This window comes from Carnobacterium sp. (assembly GCF_032094055.1).
In the GTDB taxonomy this organism is placed as follows: domain Bacteria; phylum Bacillota; class Bacilli; order Lactobacillales; family Carnobacteriaceae; genus Carnobacterium_A.
Genome location: NZ_DAMDAK010000014.1, coordinates 33,860 through 37,481, shown reverse-complemented (window position 1 = coordinate 37,481; position 3,622 = coordinate 33,860). Strand labels below are relative to the sequence as shown.

Here is a 3,622-nt window from a genome sequence, read left to right as displayed (position 1 = left end):
AGAGATCAATACAGAATATGTGGAGAAAAATCACATCCATATCGTCCGCCGTTTATCAGGAGGAGGGGCTGTTTATCATGACTTTGGTAATTTATCATTTTGTTTTATTACTAAAGATGATGGAAACTCATTCCGTGATTTTGGCAAATTCACTGAACCTGTGATTCAATCTCTGCACAAAATGGGAGTCGAAGGAGCAGCTTTAATAGGACGCAATGATTTAGTTATCGATGGTCAAAAGTTCTCAGGAAATGCTATGTACTCTACAAATGGACGCATGACAGCTCATGGTACGATAATGTTTGACAGTGATGTGGAAGCGGTTGTTGGAGCATTGAAAGTTAGGAAAGATAAGATTGAGTCTAAAGGCATCAAATCTATTAGAAGCCGTGTAACCAATATCCGTCCTTATCTATCTGATGATTATCAATATATTACGACTAAAGAATTTCGTGACAAACTATTGTTAAATATTTTTGATGTTAATTCAAGAGAAGAAGTTAAAGAATATAAGTTAACGGATGAGGATTGGAAAAAAATCGAAGAAATTTCTAACGAGTATTATCGAAATTGGGATTGGAATTACGGAAAATCTCCAAAATTTGAATTGGTACGTCGTCATCGGTTCCCGATTGGTTCTGTTGAATTTCAAATGAACGTAGATAAAGGTAAAATTAGAAACATCCGTATTTATGGCGACTTTTTTGGATTAGGCGAGATTTCAGATGTTGAAGAAAAATTAACTGGAATCAAATATGAACCTCAAGCTATCGGAGAAGTTTTTGATAAAATTGATATAAAAAAATACTTTGGAAATATCACCAAAGAAGAGTTAGTTCACCTAATTTATTAATAATAACGTTAGAACAAATTAGTCAGAAACGGTTTCTTTTTTAGAAACCGTTTCTGACTTTGGTTTTTACGGTCTCGTTCGTAGGGAGCTAAACCTGTCCAACACTGTCATTTAAAATAAATAGTACCCTAATAATGTCACTAAACAAATGATCAGCAACCCAAAACCGACTTTTAAGGGAAAAATATACCCTTTTCCTACAGCAGCTGATAAGGGAACCTGTTCAGTTTCTTCAGAAAGTTCTTCTCTTCTTAATTTAGAAGTAACTTTTTTCATACTGAAATGAAAAAAATCAAAAGCTCCTGAATGCAGAACGGCCCAAAAAAGACCGATAATTAAAAAAAGACTCGAAACAATAAAAGTAAAATTTGTGGTTTGTAAAAAACTTATTTTATGGTAGATAAATAATTCGGCTATTAAACATAAGGCTAAAATTAGAATAATAAGGTTCTTAACAGTAAGTTTTGCTTTCATTTTGTGCCTCCTGAAATGTATACTAAGATTCAATTTACAGTAAAACGAATATAAATACAATAAAAAAATAAAAATAACAAAATAATGAAAAAAAGGCTTAAGAAGTGAGTATTTCCGCCATTGTTTTCTCATTTACAAATGTTATAAACAAAAAGAAATAAAAATTCTTTTGCAATTATCCTTTTGACAAGCTATTCTATATAGTATATTCTCTTTTTGAATAGAAATAAAATTAATCGTTGGAGGTGCTCAAATCGATGAAAAGTTATGCTAAATTTCTTGGTAAACGTATCTTGTATATGTTATTGACATTATTCTTAATTGCATCGATCACATTCTTCTTGATGAAGCTTTTACCCGGTACTCCATACAGTAACCAGGATAAGCTGTCAGAAGAACAAATTTACATCATGAATGAAAAATATGGATTAAATGAACCCATCCCGGTTCAATATCTAGTCTATATAACAGGACTATTGAAAGGGGATTTAGGCGTTTCTTTCCAATTCAATAATACTCCTGTAACGGAACTCTTATCTCCTCGGGTAGGGCCTTCCATGCAGCTGGGAATTCAGGCTGTTGCTTTAGGAACAATATTGGGAATCGTCCTAGGTGTAATAGCCGCAATGAATCAAAATACATGGATAGATACTACTGCAACATTTACAGCTATCTTAGGGCGGTCGATTCCTAACTTTGTTATTGCTGTATTATTGCAACTTATTTTTGGGGTTTATTTGAAGTGGTTCCCTATCGCTTTATGGAGTGGATTCCAATCTTCTATTTTACCGACAATAGCCTTAGCGATTTCACCATTGGCTGATTCGGCTCGTTTTATCCGAACAGAAATGGTAGAAGTACTTAGCAGCGATTATGTGGAATTAGCACGTGCTAAAGGGTTAAGTCGTTGGACAGTAGCATTTAAACATGGGGTTCGTAATGCTTTGATTCCATTAGTGACGATTTTAGGACCTATGGCTGTTGGACTGATGACTGGTTCAATGGTAGTAGAAAATATTTTTGCTATTCCCGGAATTGGAGAACAATTCGTTAAATCAATTATGACAAATGATTATCCTACAATTATGGGTGTAACGATTCTTTACTCTGCATTGTTAGTAGGCATTATCTTAGTTGTTGATATTTTATACGGTGTTATCGATCCGCGTATTCGTGTTTCAAATGAAGGAGGGGACAAGTAAAATGAGTGAGTTAGAACAAAAATTTGTTGATGAAACAACAAAATTGTCTCCTGAAATGTTTAAACCGGCTGAAAGTTCAGATACAGAAGACAATGAAAAAATAACGGCGCCTTCATTAAGTTTCTTGCAAGATTCTTGGAGACGACTGAAAAAGAACAAAGCAGCTGTAGTTAGTTTGTTTGTATTGATTGTATTTGTTATCTTAAGTATAGCTGCTCCAGTTATATCACCGCATGAACCGAATGTTCAAATCGTTTCGCAAGCCAATTTGCCGCCGAAAATTCCTGGTGTAAATATTAATGGATTAAATGGTACACAGATGTTGGGCGGAACGCGCGTTGACAAATATCAAGAACAAAATGTACCCAAAGATACGTACTATATCTTAGGGACCGATGGTTTAGGCCGTGATTTACTTTCGCGTATTTTACATGGAACCCGCGTATCTTTATTGATTGCTTTTGTAGCAGCTTTATTTGATTTGACGATTGGAGTTATTTACGGCTTAGTTTCCGGCTGGATGGGTGGCCGAGTGGATAATGCCATGCAACGGTTATTAGAAATTCTCTCTGGAGTGCCCAACTTAGTAGTTGTTATCTTAATGCTGTTAGTGTTGGATCCAGGTATTAAATCGATTATTATCGCTTTAGCTATTACGGGATGGATTTCAATGGCTCGGGTCATCAGAGCACAAACCATGAAATTGAAAAACCAAGAATATATTTTAGCAGCTAAAACATTGGGAGAGTCTCCTGTTAAAATTGCTATCAAGCACATCATTCCAAATCTATCAGGCATTATCATTATCCAAACTATGTTCTCGATTCCAGCAGCTATCTTTTTTGAAGCGTTCTTAAGTTTCATCGGGATCGGTATTCCGGCACCAACAGCTTCATTGGGAACTTTAATTAATGATGGATACAAAACGTTCCGCTTCTTACCTCACTTAATGTGGTACCCAGCAGCAGTTATTTGTATCTTAATGATTTCATTTAACTTATTGGCTGATGGGTTACGTGATGCTTTTGATCCAAAAATGAAAGATTAGCGAGGTGAATCTGAATGAATAACGTATTAGAAGTAAAAAATTTGA

At 35.0% G+C, this 3,622-nt stretch carries 4 protein-coding genes; 3 read left to right on the top strand and 1 reads right to left on the bottom strand.

Annotated elements, in window-relative coordinates:
* On the top strand, positions 1-853 hold an 853-nt coding region (locus RT405_RS03765; RefSeq protein ID WP_313467672.1), incomplete at its 5' end, for a lipoate--protein ligase.
* Between the two features lie 111 nt (positions 854-964).
* Here RT405_RS03765 and RT405_RS03760 read toward each other — a convergent pair.
* A complete protein-coding gene (locus tag RT405_RS03760) occupies positions 965-1,327 on the bottom strand; it encodes a DUF3899 domain-containing protein (protein WP_313467671.1) in 363 nt (120 codons plus the stop codon).
* Between the two features lie 257 nt (positions 1,328-1,584).
* Here RT405_RS03760 and opp3b point away from each other — a divergent pair, with 257 nt between their 5' ends.
* Both opp3b and opp3C read left to right on the top strand, forming a co-directional pair.
* A complete protein-coding gene (opp3b, locus tag RT405_RS03755) occupies positions 1,585-2,529 on the top strand; it encodes an oligopeptide ABC transporter permease (RefSeq protein WP_313467669.1) in 945 nt (314 codons plus the stop codon).
* A 55-nt stretch (positions 2,530-2,584) separates the two neighbouring features.
* Positions 2,585-3,577: an oligopeptide ABC transporter permease gene (opp3C, locus tag RT405_RS03750; protein ID WP_313467679.1), complete on the top strand. Its 993-nt coding sequence runs from the start codon at positions 2,585-2,587 to the stop codon at positions 3,575-3,577.
* Positions 3,578-3,622: the final 45 nt, after the last annotated feature.